At 65.1% G+C, this 21,261-nt stretch carries 18 protein-coding genes; 7 read left to right on the top strand and 11 right to left on the bottom strand.

The features are described from left to right. Positions 1–62 precede the first annotated feature (62 nt). Together AC0SZ7_RS30300 and AC0SZ7_RS30295 are read left to right on the top strand one after the other, a co-directional pair. Positions 63–644 carry a DJ-1/PfpI family protein gene (locus AC0SZ7_RS30300; RefSeq protein WP_475507778.1) on the top strand — a complete coding sequence of 194 codons (582 nt, stop codon included), beginning with the start codon at positions 63–65 and terminating at the stop codon, positions 642–644. Positions 645–654: 10 nt separating this feature from the next. Next, positions 655–972: a ribbon-helix-helix domain-containing protein gene (locus AC0SZ7_RS30295; protein ID WP_475507777.1), complete on the top strand. Its 318-nt coding sequence runs from the start codon at positions 655–657 to the stop codon at positions 970–972. 229 nt (positions 973–1,201) lie between these two features. On the opposite strand, the gene AC0SZ7_RS30290 is transcribed toward AC0SZ7_RS30295, so the two are convergent. Further along, positions 1,202–2,725, bottom strand: a complete 1,524-nt coding sequence (locus AC0SZ7_RS30290) for a fumarate hydratase (RefSeq protein WP_416426750.1) — start codon at positions 2,723–2,725, stop codon at positions 1,202–1,204. Between the two features lie 336 nt (positions 2,726–3,061). On the opposite strand from AC0SZ7_RS30290, the gene AC0SZ7_RS30285 reads away from it, so the two are divergent. Next, a complete protein-coding gene (locus AC0SZ7_RS30285; protein ID WP_475507776.1) occupies positions 3,062–4,168 on the top strand; it encodes a GGDEF domain-containing protein in 1,107 nt (368 codons plus the stop codon). Next, complete coding sequence (locus AC0SZ7_RS30280; RefSeq protein WP_475507775.1) at positions 4,161–5,099, top strand: iron-sulfur-binding ferredoxin reductase; 939 nt, start codon at positions 4,161–4,163, stop codon at positions 5,097–5,099. Before AC0SZ7_RS30285 ends, AC0SZ7_RS30280 begins: the two co-directional genes overlap by 8 nt. Here the strand turns inward: AC0SZ7_RS30280 and AC0SZ7_RS30275 are convergent. Together AC0SZ7_RS30275 and AC0SZ7_RS30270 are read right to left on the bottom strand one after the other, a co-directional pair. Further along, positions 5,028–6,389 carry an NHL repeat-containing protein gene (locus AC0SZ7_RS30275; protein ID WP_475507774.1) on the bottom strand — a complete coding sequence of 454 codons (1,362 nt, stop codon included), beginning with the start codon at positions 6,387–6,389 and terminating at the stop codon, positions 5,028–5,030. The genes AC0SZ7_RS30280 and AC0SZ7_RS30275 overlap by 72 nt on opposite strands. Before the next feature lie 106 nt (positions 6,390–6,495). Further along, positions 6,496–7,818, bottom strand: a complete 1,323-nt coding sequence (locus AC0SZ7_RS30270) for an NHL repeat-containing protein (protein WP_475507773.1) — start codon at positions 7,816–7,818, stop codon at positions 6,496–6,498. A gap of 141 nt (positions 7,819–7,959) precedes the next feature. Between AC0SZ7_RS30270 and AC0SZ7_RS30265 the strand changes: the two genes are divergently transcribed. Next, entirely contained in the window at positions 7,960–9,153 is a 1,194-nt protein-coding gene (locus tag AC0SZ7_RS30265) for an NHL repeat-containing protein (protein ID WP_475507772.1), read from the top strand. Here AC0SZ7_RS30265 and AC0SZ7_RS30260 read toward each other — a convergent pair. Continuing rightward, positions 9,146–11,734: a hypothetical protein gene (locus tag AC0SZ7_RS30260; protein ID WP_475507771.1), complete on the bottom strand. Its 2,589-nt coding sequence runs from the start codon at positions 11,732–11,734 to the stop codon at positions 9,146–9,148. The genes AC0SZ7_RS30265 and AC0SZ7_RS30260 overlap by 8 nt on opposite strands. 180 nt (positions 11,735–11,914) lie before the next feature. Then, positions 11,915–13,366: a pyruvate kinase gene (gene pyk / locus AC0SZ7_RS30255; RefSeq protein ID WP_475507770.1), complete on the bottom strand. Its 1,452-nt coding sequence runs from the start codon at positions 13,364–13,366 to the stop codon at positions 11,915–11,917. A gap of 179 nt (positions 13,367–13,545) precedes the next feature. Between pyk and AC0SZ7_RS30250 the strand changes: the two genes are divergently transcribed. Beyond that, positions 13,546–13,920, top strand: a complete 375-nt coding sequence (locus tag AC0SZ7_RS30250) for a tetratricopeptide repeat protein (protein ID WP_416426739.1) — start codon at positions 13,546–13,548, stop codon at positions 13,918–13,920. Positions 13,921–14,051: 131 nt separating this feature from the next. After that, positions 14,052–14,393 carry a PilZ domain-containing protein gene (locus tag AC0SZ7_RS30245; RefSeq protein WP_416426737.1) on the top strand — a complete coding sequence of 114 codons (342 nt, stop codon included), beginning with the start codon at positions 14,052–14,054 and terminating at the stop codon, positions 14,391–14,393. Positions 14,394–14,414: 21 nt separating this feature from the next. Here AC0SZ7_RS30245 and AC0SZ7_RS30240 read toward each other — a convergent pair whose 3' ends face one another. Genes AC0SZ7_RS30240 through AC0SZ7_RS30215 form a run of 6 tightly spaced genes read right to left on the bottom strand, consistent with a single transcriptional unit; the run spans position 14,415 to position 21,146 of the window. Next, entirely contained in the window at positions 14,415–15,746 is a 1,332-nt protein-coding gene (locus AC0SZ7_RS30240) for a DUF58 domain-containing protein (RefSeq protein WP_475507805.1), read from the bottom strand. Further along, positions 15,746–16,789, bottom strand: coding sequence for an AAA family ATPase (locus AC0SZ7_RS30235; protein WP_475507769.1), 1,044 nt, complete (start codon positions 16,787–16,789; stop codon positions 15,746–15,748). Before AC0SZ7_RS30235 ends, AC0SZ7_RS30240 begins: the two co-directional genes overlap by 1 nt. After that, positions 16,786–17,946 carry a DUF4350 domain-containing protein gene (locus AC0SZ7_RS30230; protein ID WP_475507768.1) on the bottom strand — a complete coding sequence of 387 codons (1,161 nt, stop codon included), beginning with the start codon at positions 17,944–17,946 and terminating at the stop codon, positions 16,786–16,788. Before AC0SZ7_RS30230 ends, AC0SZ7_RS30235 begins: the two co-directional genes overlap by 4 nt. Further along, a complete protein-coding gene (locus AC0SZ7_RS30225; protein WP_475507767.1) occupies positions 17,943–19,460 on the bottom strand; it encodes a DUF4129 domain-containing protein in 1,518 nt (505 codons plus the stop codon). The genes AC0SZ7_RS30230 and AC0SZ7_RS30225 overlap by 4 nt, the downstream gene beginning before the upstream one ends. Continuing rightward, complete coding sequence (locus AC0SZ7_RS30220; protein ID WP_475507766.1) at positions 19,447–20,424, bottom strand: stage II sporulation protein M; 978 nt, start codon at positions 20,422–20,424, stop codon at positions 19,447–19,449. The genes AC0SZ7_RS30225 and AC0SZ7_RS30220 overlap by 14 nt, the downstream gene beginning before the upstream one ends. Then, a complete protein-coding gene (locus tag AC0SZ7_RS30215) occupies positions 20,421–21,146 on the bottom strand; it encodes an RDD family protein (protein ID WP_475507765.1) in 726 nt (241 codons plus the stop codon). Before AC0SZ7_RS30215 ends, AC0SZ7_RS30220 begins: the two co-directional genes overlap by 4 nt. Positions 21,147–21,261 lie beyond the last annotated feature (115 nt).

Here is a 21,261-nt window from a genome sequence, read left to right as displayed (position 1 = left end):
TGCCGGGGGGCTAACTTGATAGGCGAGAAGTTATCTACGCTGTTCTATAGGAGTGTCACAGCATGGCCGCGAAAAAGATCCTGATGCTGGTCGGCGACTACGTCGAAGACTATGAAGTGATGGTGCCGTTCCAGGCCCTGCAGATGGTCGGGCACGTGGTGCACGCGGTGTGCCCGGACAAGACCGCCGGGCAGAGCGTGCGCACCGCCATCCACGATTTCGAAGGTGACCAGACCTACAGCGAGAAGCCGGGGCACAACTTCGCGCTGAACTTCGACTTCGCCCAGGTGCGCGCCGCCGACTACGACGCCCTGGTCATTCCGGGCGGTCGAGCCCCTGAATACCTGCGCCTCAACGCCAAGGTGGTGGAACTGGTGCAGGCCTTCGACCAAAGCGGCAAGCCCATCGCCGCCGTGTGCCACGGCGCCCAACTGCTGGCCGCCGCCGGTGTGCTGGAAGGCCGCGAGTGCAGTGCCTACCCCGCCTGCGCCCCGGAAGTGAAACTGGCCGGTGGCCGGTTCATCGACATCGAGGTCAACCAGGCGCACGTGCAGGGCAACTTCGCCACCGCACCGGCCTGGCCGGCGCACCCCGCCTGGCTGGCAGGCTTCCTGGGGCTGCTGGGGACCCAGATCATTCCATGAGGATTTGCCCATGTGCGAGCTCTATGTAAAAGCCGACCCCATCCTCTACGAATCGCGTTCGCGTTCGTTGCGGATTCGTGGCGTGGTGACCACCTTGCGCCTGGAAAACCAGTTCTGGGACATCCTCAGCGAAATTGCCGAGGCCGATGGGATGAGCACCAACCAGCTGATCACCAAACTCTATGAAGAGGTAATGGACTACCGCGGCGAGGTGGTCAATTTTGCCTCGTTCCTGCGCGTGAGCTGCATGCGTTATTTGACCCAGCGGCGCGCGGTGGCGGCGGTGCCGCGCGCGGCGTCGGTGGTACCGATGACCGCCCACGCCTGACCTAACCGCCCTGTAGCAGCGGCCGCAGGCCGCGTCCAACGCGTTCCGATTTTCCCGGCACACCGCGGCGAATCCGGACGCGGCCTGCGGCCGCTGCTACAGGGGCGGGCAACTGTGAATTGCAGGCACGCCGCGGCGCGGCGGGACGCCGCCTGGCGGCAGCTGCTACGGGGCCTTATAAAAAAGCCCGGCACACAGGCCGGGCTTTTTCAATGCAAGGTCTGCGACCTTACTTCACTTCAACTGCCAGGCTTTCGCTGATCTTCTGCTGCCAGATCGCCGGGCCGGTGATGTGTACCGACTCGCCCTTGCTGTCTACCGCAACGGTAACCGGCATGTCCTTGACGTCGAACTCGTAGATCGCTTCCATGCCCAGCTCTTCGAAGGCCACCACGCGCGATTTCTTGATGGCTTGCGCCACCAGGTAGGCCGCGCCGCCCACTGCCATCAGGTAGACGGCCTTGTAGTCCTTGATCGCCTCGATGGCCACCGGGCCACGCTCGGACTTGCCGATCATGCCCAACAGGCCGGTCTGGTCGAGGATCTGGCGGGTGAACTTGTCCATCCGCGTAGCGGTGGTCGGGCCTGCTGGGCCAACCACTTCTTCGCGTACCGGGTCGACCGGGCCGACGTAGTAGATGAAGCGGCCCTTCAGGTCCACCGGCAGGGTTTCACCGCGGTTGAGCATTTCCACCATGCGCTTGTGCGCGGCGTCACGGCCGGTGAGCATCTTGCCGTTGAGCAGGATGGTCTCGCCTGGCTGCCAGCTTTGCACTTCTTCCGGCGTCAGGGTGTCGAGGTTCACGCGGCGGGCCGACGGGCCGGCTTCCCAGACGATTTCCGGGTAGGCGTCCAGGTCCGGCGCTTCCAGCTCCGCAGGGCCCGAGCCGTCCAGCACGAAGTGGGCGTGACGGGTGGCGGCGCAGTTGGGGATCATGCACACCGGCAGCGAGGCTGCGTGGGTAGGGTAGTCCATGATTTTCACGTCGAGCACGGTGGTCAGGCCACCCAGGCCCTGGGCGCCGATGCCCAGCTGGTTGACCTTCTCGAACAGCTCCAGGCGGATCTCTTCGATACGGTTCTGCGGGCCACGGGCTTTCAGCTCGTGGATGTCGATGGATTCCATCAACACTTCCTTGGCCATCACCGCGGCTTTCTCGGCGGTGCCGCCAATGCCGATGCCCAGCATGCCCGGTGGGCACCAGCCGGCACCCATGGTCGGCACGGTTTTCAGTACCCAGTCGACGATCGAGTCGGACGGGTTGAGCATGGCCATCTTCGACTTGTTCTCGGAGCCGCCGCCCTTGGCTGCCACGTCCACTTCCACGGTGTTGCCGGGAACGATGGAGTAGTGGATGACTGCCGGGGTGTTGTCCTTGGTGTTCTTGCGAGCACCGGCCGGGTCGGCCAGGATCGAGGCGCGCAGGACGTTCTCGGGCAGGTTGTAGGCGCGACGCACGCCCTCGTTGATCATGTCGTCCAGGCTCATGGTGGCGCCATCCCAGCGCACGTCCATACCCACGCGCACGAACACGGTGACGATGCCGGTGTCCTGGCAGATCGGCCGGTGGCCGGTGGCGCACATGCGCGAGTTGATCAGGATCTGGGCGATGGAATCACGGGCCGCCGGCGACTCTTCGCGCAGGTAGGCTTCGTGCATGGCCTGAATGAAATCTACCGGATGGTAGTAGGAAATGAACTGTAAGGCGTCGGCGACGCTCTGTATCAGGTCGTCTTGCTTGATCACGGTCATGCGGCGCGCTCCTCTTAAAGACGGGAACATTCGTTAAGGTATTTCGACACGTCGGGCGACCATCGAAACGACCTTTCAAGACGCGCCGGGCAGCTGCGACCGACGCAAAAAAGGCGCGGCAGTATACCGCACCTGGCGCCCGTCGACACACGCCGATAGTCAAAGGCGGGGCGGTTATCGGCGCGTGGTATAGCTCAAAAGTTGTACAGGACAGTTATACAGCGTGTGCAAAATTGGATAGTTATTTTTGACGGGTAGCACTAAAGTGGCACCTGGCCATAGCGCCGTTTGGTGCCAGGACGGGAAGGAATCCCTTTGAGCACGGTGAGTCAACGAGTGACCGACAAAACCTTACAGAAGCTGCTGATCAAGCGCTTCACCCTAGCCGCCGGCACCTACGGGCTGGTGTTGATCCTGACCTGGGTGGCAACGCTCAGCGAGTACTTTCGCGCCTCGATCACCACCACCGTAGTCACCACACTGTTGGTGGTGGTGACCCAGGGTGCGCTGGCGCTGGTGTTTTTCAAGGGCTGGAACCGGCGCTTCCGCGACCCCAGCATGACCGAATTCCAGGTGCTGCTGGCGCTGCTCTGGCAGACCTGGCTGATGGCCAACCTGGACGGCGCGCGCGGTACTTTCCTGGTGTTGTACGTGCTGATTTTGCTATTCGGCTTGTTCCACCTGACGCGGCGGGTGTTCGTGCGCTGCGCCGTGCTGGTGTTCTTCAGCTTCGCCGGGCTGAACCTCTACGAAGGTTACCAATTGCAGCTGCCCGACCCAGGCCTTGCCGCCATCCAGGTGTGCGTGCTGTTCGTGGTGCTGGTGTGGCTGTGCCTGTACGCCAGCTACGTGCAAGCCTCGCGGCAGCGCATGCGCCAGCGCCGCTACGCCCTGCAGGCCCACCAGGACACCTTGCGCGGCATGATGCGCCAGCTTGAAGACCTGGTGGCCACCGATGAGCTCACCGGCCTGTTCAACCGCCGGCACTTCCTCAGCCTGGCCGGCCGCGAATTGCTGGCCATGAATGCCGGCAGCCAGCACGGCCTGGCGCTGATCGACCTTGACCATTTCAAGCGCATCAATGATGTGCACGGCCACGCGGCCGGCGACCAGGTACTGCAAGTGTTCGCCGAAGTCGCTGCCGCCTGCCTGCGCGAAGGCGATGTGCTGGCCCGCTACGGCGGCGAGGAATTCGTGTTGCTGCTGCCCGACTGCAATACCGAACGCCTGAGCCTGTGCTGCGAACGTCTGCGACTGGCCTTCGCTACCGCCGAATTGCAGGGGTTGGAAGTACAGAATCTGAGCCTGTCGGTAGGCATGACCCTGCTGCTGGAAGGCGATGACCTGGACGATGCCCTGCACCGTGCCGACCAGGCGCTGTACCGTGCCAAGCGCGGCGGCCGCAACCGTTGCGCGGCAGCTTGGGAAGGCGCCGATGCCTGAGTTGACCGTTGGCCAGCAGCGCTGGTCGGTGGCGCCGGGGCAGAATTTGCTCGACGCCCTCAATGCCCAAGGCCTGCACGTGCCCTACAGCTGCCGCGCCGGCAGCTGTCATGCCTGCCTGGTGCACTGCCTGCGCGGCGAGCCACTGGACCGCAAGCCCGACGCCCTCGATGCCGGCAAGCGCGAAGAAGGCTGGCGCCTGGCGTGCCAGTGCCAGGTGGTCGATGACCTCACGGTGGCGGTGTTCGACCCCAAGGCCGACGGGTTGCCCGCGCAGGTGGAAAGCTGCGACTGGCTGAGCCCCCACGTGCTGCGCTTGCGCCTGCAACCGGGGCGGCCATTGCGCTACCAGGCCGGGCAGCACCTGGTGCTGTGGACCGAGACCGGCGTGGCGCGGCCCTATTCGCTGGCCAGCCTGCCGCAGGAAGATCGCTTCCTGGAGTTCCATATCGACTGCCGCCAGCCGGGCGCCTTCGTCGAGGTGGCGCGCACGCTGAAAGCGGGCGACGCCCTGCGCCTGGGCGAGCTGCGCGGCGGTGCCTTGCATTATGACCCGGACTGGCAGGACCAGCCGCTGTGGCTGCTGGCGGCAGGCACCGGGTTGGCGCCGTTGTACGGGATACTGCGCGAGGCGTTGCGGCAGGGGCATCAGGGGGGTATCCAGGTGGTGCACCTGGCGCGCGAAGCCAATGAACATTACCTGGCAAGCGAGTTGATGGAGCTTGCTGCCCAGCACCCTGGCGTCAAGGTGCAATTGCTCGTCCCTGAGCAATGGGAAAAAGCACTTTCAAGCCTCAGGCCCACGTCGCGCCAGACGTGGGCGCTGGTGTGCGGTGCCCCCGCCAGCGTGGAAGCCTATTCAAAGCGCCTGTTTCTGGCGGGGGTGGCGCGTAACCAGGTGCTGGCGGATGTGTTTGTTGCCCGATCCTGAGGGTTGGGCGGCGTTGCCATGGGGGCCGTGATTCTTCAGCGAGGCATGGTCGGATGAGTCGGTGAAGTAGCCGCCTGTCAGGATGTCGCCGTTTGGCTCCACTAGCACGTCGAAATATTCCGATTCAAGGTCGGCCACTGCGTAGCCTTGACCATTGCCGAACCCGGCGTCCAGTTCGCCTTGGCGGCTCAGGCGCAGCAGCACGCCCCTGCGCTCCCTGTCGGCAACGGCGGTGCCTGCGACCACCAACTCGCCTTTCTGCCAGTGTGCGGCGTACAAACGTTCCAGCGGTGCTTGCGCCAAGGCAAAGCGCAGTGGCTGCCCATCATTGAATTCGGGCGCGGGGCGGCCATCCTTCTTGCAGTGCGCCATCAGCACGTCACCCTCCAGGTTGCCGAGCGCGAACAGGTTCTCGTCTTCGTCTACCAGCAGTGCCCCAAAGCGCGCCCGGTGGAGCGGTTCACCAATGGCAATGAACCCTGGTGACGACTCGGCATTGAATGTGTCATCCAGTTGGCCGTCATCGGTGTAGCGGGCGATCACCGCGTAGGCGCTGTTGTCCGCTGGCTGAGTGCCTCCGTACACCAGCAGCTTGTTGCCTTCGAGTACATGCAGGCCGCCGGGGTTGATCTCCAGGCCACCAATGCTGACGTGCGCGACACCGGTGTGGTTGAAGCTGGTGTCAAAGGAGCCGTCGGCATTCAGCCGGATCAATTGTGTGGTGCCGTCGGAATTTTCCCACGTTGCCTCCAGCAGCAACAGCACGATCCTGCCGTCGTCCAGCACTACCTGTGAAGAAACGTGTCGCGCCGCGCGCCGCCCCTGACGGCGCATGCCGTTAGTCGTATGCCTTGGCAGGGTATCGAGTACCAGCTTGCCGTCGTTGTCAAAGCTGCAGTCGATACTGCCGTCGAACGTGTATTTTGCCAGTGCGGCCATGCTCTGGTATTCATCGAAATCGAAGAATTCGCCTTCCAGGAAAATACCGTCGCTGGCTACGGCGATGCTATGGGCTGCGGAGTAGCCGGACCTTGGGCTGAAAACGTCGACGATGAAGCCAGCCCCATCACCAAAGCCTGGGTCCAACTGCAATCCCGCGTTCACGCGAGCCAGTACGAACTCATCCCAGAGCTGGATGGCGAGCAGTTTGTTGCCGTCCGGCAGATGATGGATTGCTACGATTTCACCCTCGAAATCCTCTATGCTGGCAAGGTTGCCAGGCCGGCTTGCAGCCCGTGACGCCTTGATCTTGGCGAGCAACGGCGCAAATTGTTTATCGGTGGTTTGCATGGTCATATGCCTCATGGGGGGGGGACGACTCCAGGGGCGGTGTCGTCGCTACGCATTAGGCAACCTACGGGCTGGCCGCGAAACTGTAAGAACTGACAGGTACCCACTAGCGCGCCGCCAACCTGATGCGTCGCCGAGTCTTTGCGGTTGGCAGCGCGACCTGCCGTAACCCATCGCCATCAAAGCGCCGCACCCACGCGTAATACCCCTGCTGGTACAGGTAACCCGCGGCGATGATGGCGCCATCGGGCTCCAACCCCAGCGCCAGGTATTCCGATTCATGTTCGGCCATCAGGTAGCCGGTGCCGGCGGCAAAACTCGCGTCCAAGTTGCCATCTGCCGCCAGGCGCACCAGGGTACCCTTGTACTCGATGGCGCCGGCGGTGACGGCTAGCAGCAGGGCGTCATGCTGGCAGGTTGCGGCCCTTACCCCGGTGACTTCGAACGGCAGCGTCACCAGCAGTGGCACGCCTGCGTTGAAACCCGAGTGCGGGGTGCCGTCGGCGCGGCGCTGGGTTACCAGCAATTCGCTGCCGAAGGTGCCGGCGGCGAAGAACTCCAGATGCTCATTGGTGGTGACCTGGCTGAACATGGCCTGGCTGCAGGCGTCGCCCACCACGATGAAACCGCTGCCGTTGAAGGTCATGTCGCGATGGCCGTCTGCGTTGAACCTGGCGATCAGGCCCAGGCTGCCGCCTTCTTCGTCTGCGCGGGTGGCGCCAAACACCAGCAGGTCGTTGCCTTGGCGAGTGACGCCCCGGGGTACCACATTGCGGCCTTCGAACTGTACCTGGGCGAAGCCTTGCTGATTGAAACCAGAATCCAGGTTGCCTGATGCATCCAGGCGCACCAGGAAGGCCCTGCCTTCGGGGTGCTGCTCGTCAGTTTCGAGGAAAAACAGCACTACGCTGCCGTCGGTCATCACCACCGGCGCCTGGGGGGTGAAGATGGCCGAGTGCAGGGTGCCGCTACGTTGCTTGCGCGGCCGGCGGCGCGAATGGGGCAGTTCGAGGATGTGCTTGCCATCGCCATTGAATGACAGGTCCGGGCGGCCATCGGCGTGGTAGCGCGCCAAGGCGATGCGGTCGACATCGAAGTCGCAGGTAGCGCCCACCACCAGCACTTTGCCGCTTACCCAGGCAATCTGGTTGACGGCGGTGAAGTCGAAGCTTGCGGTGTCGAAGCTGTCGAAGAAGTAGCCCCTGCCCGGCAGCCCGAAGGTGTCGTCCAGGGTGAGGTCGGCGTGCAGGCGGGCCACGCAGAAGCCGTAGCCTGAATCAATTGCCACCAGCCATTGGTCGCTGCCCGGTACCTGGGTGATTGCCTTGATGTCGCCATCGATATCCAGCACCTGGTGTTCCAGGGCTTGGGCAAGGGCGCGCGGCAGGGGAACGGGTGATTCGCATTGAGTCGTTATACGTGAGTGCATGCTGCAGCTACCTGTGTGGGTGAAATAGGCGGCTATTTCACCGCAGGCAGGGTAGGGCGCGGACCTGTCAGTTCTATCAGTATCGGGGCGCGGGCATCGCGCGCATTGTTGGGTTTCCTTCAATTCAACGGAGCAAACCCCATGGCTAACGCTGCCAAAAACTTTGCACTTGACCCTGATTTTGGCCAGGAGGGCAGGGTTGTATGTGATGAAACGCTGCTGGGTGATCTGGTTGCCAACAGTATTTATTCAATGGCCGTGCGCGCAGATGGCTCATTGGTTATGGCCTCCTCGGACCAGGCTCGCCAGGGCGGGCTGTTGATCGCGCTCGACAAAGATGGGAAGCCCGACGGCCCTTCAGGGCGTGCCCGTTTCATCAGGCTCGAGTTCAAGGACCATAGGTTCGAGGAGGGCGTGGGGGTACAGGAGTTGGCGGATGGCCGGCTGCTGTTCACTGCCTGGCTTGAAGGCGAAGGCGAGGCGTTGTGGGTTCCAGGTTTCGCCATGGTCAAGTCGGACCTCACCCTGGACACCAGCTTCGGTAACAACGGCTTTACGGTGGTGCCTTTCGATGAGCTGGGCAAAGCGCGGGTGGCACCAGCGGTAAAGATTGGTCGTGCCAGGGGTACTGCTGATCACTTCGTCATTCCCTTCGTGGTCAACGACGAACAGACCTTTATCATTCGCCTGTTGGCCACCGGCGAGCTGGATACCAATTACCACGGCCGGGGTTACCAGGAAATCAGTTATGCAGGTGATGCCTGCGAGCTACCCGCAGCCACCACACTGGAGGACGGGCGCCTGTTGCTGGCCGGGCGCTGCGAGGCAAGGGATCAAACCTTGATCGTTGCCTTGACCGCGCAAGGCGAAATCGACGCGAGCTTCGGCAGCGCGGGGTTTGCGCCAGTCGACCTGCCCCGGGCTCGCCTGCTGTCGATTTTCCAGTCACCTGCGCACCGGCTGCAGGTCAGCGGCTTCCTCGGCACAAATGGCCTGCTGGCCAGCCTGATGCCGGACGGCGCCCTTGATCCGCTGTTCAATCGGGGTGCTCCTTTGCTGCTTGAACCCCACGCTTTCCGCCAGCGCATTGAACGCCTCGAGACCGGGCTCGACGGCCTGATCTGCGGGGTGGGGCAGGATCATGCCGCAGACCTTGTGAGCTCCAAGGGCGTGCTGACCTGCCACGCCCCAAACGGCACCCCACAGGGCACGTTGTTTGTGGACAACAGTTACGGGTTCTGGGACCTGAAGCTGCAGCGCGACGGCAAATGGCTGGTAGCCGGCTCGGATACGGCGGTGCGAGCCGGCCTGGTGTGCCGCTACCACTTCAGCTGACCTTCGACACCCTGCCCAAGTGCCGGCGTAGCCACTGGGCGAAGCATTGCCAGGCAGCCCGTGGCGCTGGAACCGGGGCGTTGGGCAGGTAGCGCCGCAGCCTGATCTGCTGGGCGGCGCTATTGACGATCAGCAGGATTTTGCCGTCCTGCTGAAGGGCATGGCTTCCCGCCTCTTCAAAGGGGTCGTCCTGCCCCTTCGGTGTGTAGATCAGCCCGCCGTCGCCGAAGCTGGGGTCCAGGCTGCCAGTGGCGGGCATCAGGCGCGCCACCACCAGGTTGGGCACCGGCTCTGTGTTGCCTGCAACCACTATCAGCCCGCGAGCGTCGAACCCACCGCGCAGCAGGTTGCAGGGCAGGGGGCCATCGGCCGATGGCAGGTACAGGCTCAGCAAGCGTTGATTGTTGAACGTGGGGTGCAGGCTGCCATCGGCCAGCAGCCGGACCAGCATGCCCTGGGGGCCAGTGACCGCACCCTGCTGGCGGTGCAGGTGGCCGGTGCCCAGGAGGGTACCGTCGATGGGGCTGACTGCCAGGCGGTGCACCTGCAACTGCCCTGCGCCCTGGTTGCTGCCATCGATGACGGTAAAGCCTTGCTCGCCAAAGCTTTCGTCCAGCGTGCCGTCAGGGTGCAGGCGGCAGAACAGGGCCTTGCCGTCGACACTGCCGGCGACCAGTAGCCGGCCGTCATCCTGCAGGGCGATGGCGACACTGAAGGTCGGACGGTTTTGATAACGCAGCGCGCAAATGCCTTCTTCACCAAAATCATCATCCAGGCGCCCTTGGGCGGTCAGCTTGATGACCATCAGCTGGTCGATGGCATTGGCATCGCGCGGGTTGGTGAAGACCAGCACCACGCTATCGTCCGCCAGCACGATGGCCTGGGGTGTTGGCGGGGTGCCGTACCAGTCGCCTTGGCCAGACCGGTCAAGGGTATCGATCTCGGTGATCAGGCAGGTACCCTTGTCGCCGAAACTCTCGTCTGGCGTGCCGTCGGGCAACAGGCGGGCCACCAGCGGGTGCGCGAAGTCATTGCCGTTGGCGGCGTGTGCAATCACCAGGATGCGCTGGTCAGGCAGAGTTATCAGGTCGCCCAGGGTCAGGCTGGTTTCGTCATCCACCTGTAGCTCGACCGGTATGGCGTGGCCGTCGCCAAGGCTGTTGTCGGGTAGCCCTTGCGAGGTCCAGCGTTGCAGGTGCGCGACGTTGGCAAAAGCGGCGGCGACCGTTACCGCTTGATCTTCGGCGACAGGTTGAAGGCTGACCAGCGGCAGAAAGTAGAAATCGCTCAGTTGGGCGGAACCGGCATCGCCCCAGCCAGGGTCCAGCTCGCCGTCCGAAGGCAGGCGCGGGCGCGGCGCAACGGTGGCCCCAGAGTTCGCGCGCAACAACCTGAGCGTGGGTTCGCCGGGCCGGTCCGTCGCCAGCAGCAGGACGCTGCCGTCGGCTTGCACGCTGGGCGCTTGCGGCCTGGCGGCCGGTAACCACTGAATGGCGGCGCCATGGCCCCAGCGCCCATCAAAACGGCCATCGGGCATGAGCCGGGCGATAAAGGTGCCCTTGCCCGGCACGCTGCTGGTGTCCCGGCCAATTACCTGGGCGTGGCCATCGGCGGCAACTTGAATAGCCTCCACCTGCAATGTGCTGCACGCCACGGGTAATAGCCCGGCATAGCCGGGTTTCGGGTTGCCGGCCTTGTCCAGGGCTACCACCGTCAACAGGCTGCCACGGGCGCCGCCCGCCGCAGAAACGCCTACCAACCATCGAACGCCGTTTTCGAGCGCCGGCCCTATGCGTGCGAAAACGCTGTCACGGCGAATGCCCCGCAGCTCGGCAAAGCCGTGCTGGCCATAGGCGGTGTCCAGTTGGCAGTTGCGCCCCAGGCGGGCAAGGAAACCATGGCGCCTGCCATCGCCATCAGCCCAGCGCACACCACACACCAGCACCTTGCCGTCCGCCAGCACGGCCATGTCGGTCAGCACACTGTGCATGCCCGGGTACTGGAAGTGGTTGGCGTTGCCGTTGAGGGCGAACTGCGGTTGGCCCGTACCACTCAGGCGCACCACCAGAGCTTGCCAATGCGCGCGGGTGGCAGGGCGGCAGGACAAACCGATGAGAAAACCGTCATCGTCGGCCTGGGCGCTGAGGGTTGACGCCCGCAATGCCGGCAGGTTGCCGACCGGCCCCACGTTCAGGCGGGCTTGGCCGCCATGGCCGAACGTGTCTACGCAAGCGCCATCGCCGGTCAGCAGCCTGACCGTCAACTCCCCTGCGTGGCCTTGCCCCAGCACGCTCAGCGTCGTCAGCAACAGGCGGCCGTCCGCCAGCCGAGCCAGGTGCGCGGCATCGGCGGTGACCTTGACCTTCAGGTGGCCTTGCTGGCCGAAGGTGGTGTCCAGGGCCCCTGACTCGTCCAGCCGCAACAGCCGCACTTCAGTGTCGGAGCGGCTGCAGACAATGACCTTGCCCTCCACCAGCAACGGCCCGCCAGGCACCGGCATCGCTGGCCAGCCATCAGGCAGGGGCAGAGGCAGCAGGCCCTCATGACCGAACGTGGTATCTGTCTCGTAGTGCGCTGGCATCGGCTGAGTTCCCTTGGGCTGGCAAAGGGGTAGCGTGCGCTGATGGTTGGTGGCCGCCTACTGTCAGAAATACCGGTTTTTAAATGTTCAGCAGGCGCAGTCCTGAAAGAAAACCGACAGGCGCAAATGAAAAAGCCCCCGGCACTCGCGCGCCGGGGGCTTTTCGTGAAGCGCCGGTAGTTACACCAGCGGGTCACCGACATGCAGGATCTTCATGCCGTTGGTGCCACCGATGGTGTGGTAGCTGTCGCCCTTGGTGAGGATGACCCAGTCGCCTTGCTGAACCACGCCCAGCTTCAGCAGCTCGTCGACGGCAGCCTGGCTGACCTTGTCGGCCGGCAGTGCGGCCGGGTCGAAGGCTACCGGCACCACGCCACGGAACATGGCGGCACGGGCCTGGGTTTCGCGGTGCGGGGAGAACGCGTAGATCGGCACCGAGGAACGCAGGCGCGACATGATCAGCGGGGTATAGCCGCTTTCAGTCAGGGCGATGATTGCCTTCACGCCCGGGAAGTGGTTGGCGGTGTACATCGCCGCCAGGGCGATGCTCTCGTCGCAGCGCTCGAACTGGGTGTGCAGGCGGTGGCTGGACTTCATGCTCATCGGGTGCTTTTCAGCGCCCTTGCAGATGCGGTCCATGGCCTGCACGGCCTCGATCGGGTAAGCGCCGGCAGCACTTTCCGCCGACAGCATCACCGCATCGGTGTAGTCCAGCACGGCGTTGGCCACGTCGGATACTTCGGCACGGGTAGGCATCGGGTTCTGGATCATCGACTCCATCATCTGGGTCGCCACGATCACCGCCTTGTTGTTGCGGCGGGCGTGCTGGATGATCTTCTTCTGGATGGCGATCAGCTCGGCGTCGCCGATTTCCACGCCCAGGTCACCACGGGCAACCATGACTGCGTCGCTGGCGCGGATCAGGCCGTCCAGGGTTTCGTCATCAGCCACGGCTTCGGCGCGTTCGATCTTGGCGACCAGCCAGGCGGTACCGCCGGACTCGTCACGCAGGCGACGGGCGTATTCCATATCGGAGGCGTCACGCGGGAAGGAAACGGCCAGGTAGTCCAGGTCCATTTCGGCAGCCAGCTTGATGTCGGCCTTGTCCTTCTCGGTCAGCGCCGGGGCGGTCAGGCCGCCACCGCGACGGTTGATGCCCTTGTGGTCCGACAGCGGGCCACCGATCAGCACCGAGCAGTGCAGCGAGTCGCTGGTGGCGGTTTCCACGCGCATTACCACGCGGCCGTCGTCGAGCAGCAGCTCGTCGCCCACGCCGCAGTCCTTGACCAGGTCCGGGTAATCGATACCGACGATTTCCTGGTTGCCTTCGGTCAGCGGGTGGCTGGTGGAGAAGGTGAACGCGTCACCTACTTTCAGCTCGATGCGCTTGTTGGCGAATTTGGCGATACGGATCTTTGGACCTTGCAGGTCGCCCAACAGCGCGACATGGCGGCCCAGCTTGGCAGCGATGTCACGGATCAGGCGGGCGCGAGCCTTGTGCTCGTCCGGTGTGCCGTGGGAAAAGTTCAGGCGGGCCACATCCAGCCCGGCCTTGATCAATTGCTCGATCACTTCCGGCGAGTTGCTGGCAGGGCCAAGGGTAGCGACGATTTTGGTACGGCGAACGGTCATGCACTGACTCCTTTATTGAAGCGCAGCGAAAGGCTACTCCTCTCGGGCGCTGTAGTCATTGTTCCTCTGCACTACCTTGGTGGCATGGCAGTGGGCGATACTCAAGCAAGGCCCCTGGTCGCGTGGCACTGAAGAAATCGCCGGCCTGGTCGATAAACCGCTCAGGACAGGAGATACCCATGCGAATCCTCATCGTTTTAGCCCTGGCGGCCAGTGTCGTCGGTTGTACCCGTTGGTCAATGGACCATCACTTGGACGAAGCGTACCGCCAGTACGACTACGGCAACTGCAACAAGGTGATGCTGGAGTTGTCCCAGGTCGACCGTACCAGCCGCACGCGTCAATACGTGCAGCCGGAAGTGTCGTTGCTGCGCGGCCTGTGCCTTGAACGGCAGAACCTGTTCCTGGACGCGGGCCAGACCTACGAGTTCATCATCACCCAGTATCCTTACAGTGAATACGCCTATCGCGCCCGCGCGCGGCTGGACACGTTGCAGCAGTTGGGGCATTACCGCAGCGCTGTCGCCGCCGCGCAACCCCAGGCTGCACGCTGACGCTGTGGGAGCTGGCTTGCCAGCTCCCACCAGACTGTTCGTCGGGTTCGGGTACGCTTGGTCGTTCTTCACTTTTAGGCAACGTGGGTGGGTGAGATCATGGGCGGTGATCTTTAACCTGCGATGAGAACATGTTTACCGAACGCCGCATCGAGCGTCACCAGCTGCCGTGTTATCTGAAAGTCTTCAACCGTTTCACGGGTCAGCCCATTGGGTTCCTGGGCAATGTCGACGAAGAGGGATTGATGCTGATCAGCAACCTGCCGTTGCTGGTTGGCCCGGATTTCGAACTGCAGATCAAACTGCCCGATCAGGTCATCAACCTGACCGCCGCCTGCCTGTGGTGCCACGAAGACGTGACGCCAGGGCACTACGACGCCGGCTTCCAGCTGCTGCATGCCAATGCCGAGTACGAGCAGCTGGTGGTGGCGCTGCGTGACTACTTCAGCTTCCCGATGAACGAGTCGGCCTGACGCCTTTCTGTGGGCGCTGGCCTACAACGTCCCTGCCTTTTTCCAGCTCAGGTAGCGCGTTACCAGCTGCGCGCCCAACTCCTGTGGCCGTGCATCCAGCACCGGTATGCCGTGGGCGCTCAAGCGCTCATGCAGCTGCGCGCGGGCGTTCAGGTAGTCGATGGTGCCGCAGTAGCTCAGCGCCTGCTGCCAGGTTTGCACCGGTGCGTGGCGCAACTCATCCAGCACTTCCTCGCGCAGGCTGGCGACCAGTACCCGGTGCTGGCGGCCAATGCGGCGCACCGCACCCAGTAGCTGCTCATCGTCCTCGTCGCGCAGGTTGGTCACCAGTACCACCAGCGCCCGCCGGTGCTGGCGCGCCAGCAGGCGCTCGGCCGCGGCGGCATAGTCGGCCGGGGTCTGGCTGCTGTCCAGGTCGTACACGGCGTTGAGCAGCACGTTCAATTGCGCCGCACCTTTTACCGGCGCCAGGTGCCGCTGCTGTTCACTGGCGAAGGTCGACAACCCCACTGCATCGCCTTGGCGCAGGGCCACGTAGCTCAGCAGCAGGCAGGCGTTCAGCGCATGGTCGAAGTGCGCCAGGTCGCCGTCCTGGCTGCGCATGCGCCGGCCGCAATCGAGCAGGAAAATAATCTGCTGGTCACGCTCATCCTGGTATTCACGGGTGATGGGCATGCGCTGGCGGGCCGTGGCCTTCCAGTCGATCTGGCGCAGGGCGTCGCCCTCGCGAAACTCGCGCAGCTGGTTGAATTCCAGGCCCTGGCCACGCCGCTGGCGCTGGCGCACCCCCAGCTGGCTGAGCAGGTTGTCCACCGCCAACAGGCGCGCACCGTATAGCCGAGCGAAGTCGGGGTACACCCGGGTGCTGTCGCTTACCGCGACGTAACGCCGTTGCAGCCACAGCCCCAGCGGGCTTGGCAGCAACACCTCGACGCGCTCCCACTGGAAATGGCCGCGGCGCAGCGGCCGCAGGCGGTAGCCCAACTGGCTGTCCTGGCCGGGCTGCAGGTCGATGGCCTGGGGCAGGGCGTCGAAACCCAGGCCGTCGGGCACATGGTCGAACACCTGCAGGGCCAGCGGCCGGTCGTAGTCGTGGCTGATGTCCAGGCGCACCTCGCTCCAGCGGCCCAACGGCAGGCTGCCAGGCACCTGCCGGCGCAGCGTGGGCGACGGCTGCCGGTGCACGCGCCAGGCGTCCAGCGCGCCCAGCAGCAGCAACGCCAGCAACATGCCCCAGGCGATACTTTTCAAGGCATCGGGCAACGCCAGCCCCCAGGCGTCCAGGCTGCCCAGGATAAGGTTGGCCACCAGCAACGCGCCGAGCCAGGCCAGCAACAGCCGCGACGGTTTGATCACAGGCGCGGCGCCGCCACTTGGTCGAGCACCTGGCGCAGCACCTGGTCCACCGACAGGCCGTCGATGTCCAGCTCGGGCGACAACCGCACCCGGTGGCGCAGCACGGCCAGCGCGCAGCCCTTGATGTCATCGGGAATGACGAAATCGCCACCGCGCAGCAGTGCGCGCGCGCGGCCGCCGCGCACCAGCGCGATCGACGCCCGCGGCCCGGCGCCGATGGACAGGCCGGGCCAACTGCGGGTGGTGCGCGCCAGGCGCACGGCATAGTCCAGCACCTGGTCGTCCAGCGGCAGCTCGCCGGCGATGCGCTGCAGCGCAACCACGTCCTTGGCCTGCAACAGTGTGCGCAGCGGCTGCACGTCGAGCATGTCGGCGCGCACCGAACGGCTGACCTGGCGCACCATTTCCAGCTCCTGGTCGGCGTCGGGGTAGTCCAGGCGCAGCTTGAGCATGAAGCGGTCCAGCTCGGCCTCGGGCAGCGGGTAGGTGCCTTCCTGTTCCAGCGGGTTCTGCGTGGCCAGTACCATGAACGGCTGGGCGATCGGCAGCGCGCGACCTTCCAGGGTCACCTGGCGTTCCTGCATGGCTTCCAGCAGCGCGGCCTGGGTCTTGGCCGGGGCGCGGTTGATCTCGTCGGCCAGTAGCAGGTTGGTGAACAGCGGCCCCTTGCGCAGCTTGAACTGCTCGGTCTGCATGTCGTACACGGCATGGCCGGTAATGTCGCTGGGCATCAGGTCGGGGGTGAACTGGATGCGCGTGAAGTCGCCGCCGAAGCAGCGTGCCAGGGCCCGCACCAGCAGGGTCTTGCCCAGCCCCGGCACGCCTTCGAGCAGCACGTGGCCGCCGGCGATCAGCGCGGTCAGCACGTCTTCGATCACCGACGGCTGGCCGATCACCGCCTTGCCCAGTTCGCTGCGCAGCGCCTGGGCCAGCAGGCTGGCGCGGTGGCGCTGCTGGGCCAGGTGCTCAGGGGATTGGCTGGCGGGTGCCGGCACCGGCTGGTCGCGTTCGTCGTGGACGTCGTGGGTTGGGTCGCTCATAGGGCATTCCTGAGAGTTTGCAGGTGGGCCACCTGGCGGCTGAAATCGGCCGCGCCGAGGCGCTGTTTCAAGGGCGGGCGCAGGGCCTGGCCAATGGCGGCGGTAGGCTGGCGGGTCAGGCGCGACAGCACCTGCCACTGCTCGGCCACGGCCAGGCGGTCAAAGCCGGGATGGCGCCGGCGGGCACGGCGCAGTATGTCCTGTTGCAGGGCGCGCAGCAGGCGGTCCTGCCCTGCGTTGCGCAGCAGGAACGCCGCCGTCGCCCGCAGGTGTTCACGTAGCTGCCGGCGCGCCAGCGCGGGGGCCGGTTCGAGCGGGCCGTGGCGCAGGGCGAAATGCCAGGCGCCCAGCAGCAACAGCAGCGCCAGGCTGGCCAGCGCCTGCGGGTAATGGCGCCACAACAACGTGGCCAGGCTGTCGCGGGCGCTGCGGAAAACCAGGGTCACGTCGGTGTCCTGGTTCAGATACCACAGCAGCCAGGCGTTGTCGTAACGGCGAATGGCAGCATTGGTCCACAAGTCGGCGTCGGTGACCACGGTAATCAGCCCTTCGCCGTAGCGTAGCTGCATCAAATGCGTGGCGTTGGCGCTGTTGGCCCAGGACTGGGCCTTGTTGGCCGGGTCTTCCAGATGGAAGTCCGGGTCGAAACTGAAGTAGGCCGGTGCCTTTTCGTTTTCCAGGTACAGCTTGGTCAACTGCGGATAAGGGTCGGGCTGCACCTCTGGCAGGGCGGGCAGGTCGGCGGCCAGGAATTGGCGCAGTTGCAGGCGGTCCAGCAGCAGGTCGCCGCTCATGGCCTTGTCGTCGTTCCATACCGCCTCGGCCACGAACAGCAGGCGGCCACCGCTGCGCACCCAGGCCAGCACGTCTTCGGTCTGCCGGGCGGTCATGGTGGCGCGGTCGCCCAGCAGCAACAGGCTGTGGCCCTTGGCGGGCAGCGTTTGCAGTACCTCCAGGCCGTTGGCCATGGCGGCTTTCAAGCCACGCTGGCGCAGGAAGGTCTCGGCGGCCAGGAACGGGTTGGCGCGCGCCTGGGGTGAGGGCCCGTGCTCCACCACCTCGTCGTACGGGTGCAGGTGGCGGCTGAGGTAAAAACCGGCGCCGGCCAGCGCAACCAGCACCAGCAAGGCGGCCAGCCATTGGCTGCGGCGGGTCATGGCCGCGCCCCGTGTGCAGTGAACAACTGGCTCCAATCGTCAAACAGCTGCATGGCCAGTGCTTCGCTGGGCAGCCGGTGGCCGTAGGCGAGGGCCTGCCAGTGACGGGTCAGCACCTGGCTGAAGGCTTCAAGGGCCGGGTCCTGCAGGCCGGCCACCTTGGCCAGCACCTGGCCTTCGGTGTCGGCTTCGTGCAGCGGCAGGCGGTATTCATGCAGCAGGCGGTTGAGCAGGCCGCGGTACAGCAGGCCCAGGGCCTCGCGCGGGTTGCTGGCCCACAGTTGGCGGGCGTGGCCGGCGATGTCGTCGGGCAGGCTCTGGCCGCTCACCGCCAGGCCCCACAACTGCGTGGGCAATGGCGGTTGCGCAGGCGTGGCGGGCGCGCGGCGGTTGACGAAGGTACGCAGCCAGCTGCGGTAGCGCCAGGCAACCAGGGCGATGCCGGCGATGACCGCCGCCCACAACGCCGCTTCCAGGACCCGCGCCAACAGTTTCAGCCACGGCTGTTCCAGCAGGCGCTTGAGGTCGGCCGGTGCAGCCTTGGCTTCGTCCGGTTGGCCCAGCCGCCAGCGGTGCAGGGTCTGCTTGTTGCTGAAGGGTGGTTGTTCGAGGAGCGCCTTGATGTCCTGGCGCGCGGCCTGGCTGGTAACCGCCTGGTGCACCAGCCGTGGTTGGTCGAAGGGGTTGGGTGCAGGCGCCGCTTCACTGCGCGGCGCCATGCCCAGTACGCCCAGGCTTACCACCAGCAGCAACGGCGCCACGCCGGCCAGGCGTTGGCGCAGGCTGCGCAACACCAGCTCGATGTCCCACGCTTCAAGTTGTGTGCGCCGGTTCAGGTACAGGGTAAACCCGCAGGCCACGTAGATTGGTTCCCAGAACACCAGCACCAGGGCGTAGAACCCGTTCGTCAGGTGCTCCACCCAAAGCCACTGGCCGTTGGCGGCCTCGATCAGGCGCCGCCAGCTCCACTCCACCTCCATCTGTTGCGGCACCATCAGGTAGAACAGGCTGATCAAGCTTACCCACAGGGCGCCTTCCAGGTGTATGCCCACCAGGGTCAGCCAGCGCGCCGTGCGCCCGGCGTGCGGGTCGAGCACCGCCAGGCGGCGCTGGCGCTCGATGCCTTCCAGGCCTTCGAGCTGTTGCACCGGCAGGTGAAAGCTGCGGCTCAGGCTCGGCCGCCGCCACAACAGGCTGGGCCACAGCTGCACCTTGAGCAGCCGTGGCCATTCACGCAGGGCCTCGCGCAGCGTAGGAGGCTGGGTGAACAGCGCCTGGGCAAGAATGTGCAACGGCAAGCGCTCGAACAATGGCTTGAGCCACCAGAACAGGAACATCGCCAGGGTTGGCGAGTCCCACAGCAGTAGCGTCAGCAGAGCGAATATCGGCAGGGTCAGCGCGGCCCAGCTCAGCATCAACAGGCGCCGGTGCCGACGGGCCAGCAGCACGCCCAGGTCCAGGGCTTCCCAGGTGTTGCGCGGGCGGATGGCAACGCTGGCGTCAGTCAGGCGCATGGTGACGTCCGCCCAAGGTCAGGTAGCCGGCCACCAGCAGCCACAGGATGGCGCCCACGCTGTATTTGCTGGTTGCACTGAAGTCGGTGCGCGACGACCAGTAGGCTTCGATGAAGGCGGCGGTCAGCAGCATCGCGATCACCCCGTACACCAGTTGGATGGCCACGTTTGCCGCCCGGCGCAGGGCCTGGCTGCGGCTCAGGCGCCCGGGTGCCACCAGCGCCCAGCCCAGCTTCAGCCCGGCGGCGCCGGACAGCGCAATAGCAGTCAACTCGAAGGCGCCGTGGCCCACCACGAAGGGCCAGAAGGTCTGCACGTAGCCGATTTCGGTCAAATGGCCGGCCACTGCGCCAATCATGAGGCCGTTGAACAGCAGGAAGAAAAGGCTGCCCACGCCCAGCAACAGGCCGCTGGCAAAGGTCTGGAAGGCGATGCCGATGTTATTCATGATGTAGTAGCCGAACATCATCCAGTCCTGGCCGGCCAGGCGCTGCGCGGCAGGGCCCAGGCGGGTCTGGTCGGGGTCGTACATCGCCTCTGTCTGCGCCACGCGGGCCGGGTCCAGCAGGCTGTAGACCAGGTCGGGAAAGGCGTACACCAGCACGCCGGTCAGCAGCAGGCTGCCGAAGAACAGCAGGCAGGCCAGCAGCACGAAGCGCCATTGCTGGCGCACCAGCCGCGGAAACCCGGCCAGTACGAAGGCCAGGATGTTGGCCCCCACGGCATGGCGGCGGCGGTACAACTGCTGGTGGCCGCGCAAGGCCAGCTGCTGCAGGCTGTCCACCAGGTGGCTGCTGTAGCCGCGTGATTGCGCCAGGGCCAGGTGCTGGCACAGGCGGCGGTAATCCTGGGCGAAGGTCTCGCTGGCCTCGGGCCGCGATTTGCCGTGCTCCAGTAGCGTCAGCAGGTGCTCGAAGGCCAGCCACTGGGCCTGGTGCAGGTGTTCGAACTGGCTCTGCTTCATGTTGGCCCCAGCAGGCTGCGGGCGATGCCGTTGATGCGCGCCATGGCCATGGCCGGGGTGACTTTCAGGCTTGGCGCGATGATGTTCGCAAGCTCGGCCAGGCGTTCGGCGGACAGTTCATCCTGGCGCTCGGCCAGGCTCAGCAGCGCGCGCTGTTCGGCCAGTGTCAGCGCAAAGGGCGGGGCGATGGGTTCGGCTGCTGGCAGGCGCGGGCGCAGGTTCGGCTGGTCGCGGTACACCACCAGGGTGCCCGCCGCCAGGTCGCCCAGGCGCTTGAAGGCGGGGTGTTGCAGGCAACTGACGGCGCCCAGGAAGTAGCCGAACGGCAGCATGTCGGCCACCCGCAGCAGGTTGCGCACCAGCGACGCCGACCAGCCGATGGGCGTGCCATCGTCCTCCACCACGCGCAGGCCCATGGCCTGTTTGCCGGGTGAGCGGCCCTGGTTGAACACCTCGAACAGCACCATGTACCACCAGTTCACCAGGAACAGCAGCATCGCGGCCAGCCCCATACCCAGGCTGCCCAGCCACGCCAGCGCGGTGAACACCACGCCCAGCAGCAGCCCGCGCAACAGCAGGTCGATGGCGAACGCCAGGCTACGCACCACAAGCCCGGCCGGGCGCAGGCTCAGGTCAATGCCTTCGGGGGTTTCGATCTGGTAGCGGGTGTCCACTGGCGGGACCAGCATTGCATTCCGTCGCGTCGCTGTGGTGTGGGGCATGGATGCCTTGGGTGCGGGGCTGAAGTTGACTGCGTGCCATTCGATCCTAGCTACCCGGCGGGGGCGAAGCAACCCGACATTCATGCATGGCTGGTCCCGGTGGCCGCTAACGCCT

Source organism: Pseudomonas sp. JC1203, from assembly GCF_056175065.1.
This window is presented reverse-complemented; position numbering and strand designations above follow the sequence as displayed.